General features: G+C 48.0%; 2 protein-coding genes. One reads left to right on the top strand and one right to left on the bottom strand.

Translation table 11 applies throughout. The features are described 5' to 3' along the window. A partial coding sequence (locus H8Z83_RS19365) for a sigma-70 family RNA polymerase sigma factor (RefSeq protein ID WP_187016512.1) occupies positions 1–270 on the top strand: 270 nt, incomplete at its 5' end. Here H8Z83_RS19365 and H8Z83_RS19470 read toward each other — a convergent pair. Further along, a partial coding sequence (locus H8Z83_RS19470) for a hypothetical protein (RefSeq protein ID WP_207732107.1) occupies positions 267–517 on the bottom strand: 251 nt, incomplete at its 5' end. The two genes, H8Z83_RS19365 and H8Z83_RS19470, sit on opposite strands and share 4 nt — an antisense overlap.

Raw genomic sequence — 517 nt, 5'->3', positions numbered from 1 at the left:
AATGACGGATACGAGCGGTTCCATGAATTTATTGATTATGACAACACCCCTGAAAATCAGGCAATTGAGGAGATGGTGCGCCAGTCCCTGCGTAATATTCTGGATCTGCTCCCGCCGAAGGATTATGAGCTGATCTACGAGCTTTACTTCAAAAACCGCTCCGAAAAGGAATACGCACAGATGCTTGGGGTCTCTCAGCAGGCCATTCATGTGCGGAAAAAGCGCATCCTGAAAAAAATTAAAAATAATTTGGATGAGCAGGGTTGTTAAGATGCCAGTTTTTTCCCGTATACATACGAGAAGAAAAGAATCTTCTTGTGAACATTGAAAACTGAATATCCGGTGACGAATAACGTCAGTTGACGGTCCCCCGGCGAGGGGGAACAGCGATGCGGCGAATGCGCGAAGACCACCTGCATCGGAATTACTCCGATGTCAATGAACGGCCAATAAGGTGCAGAGCGAAACTCATTCAGCCAAAAGCGGGCATGGCAGCCCGTCTCGCAATGATCCCGTC

Source organism: Dysosmobacter segnis, from assembly GCF_014297285.1.
Classification (GTDB): domain Bacteria; phylum Bacillota; class Clostridia; order Oscillospirales; family Oscillospiraceae; genus Oscillibacter; species Oscillibacter segnis.
Note: the sequence above shows the minus strand (reverse complement) of the source record. Positions and strands in the feature narration are given on the sequence as shown.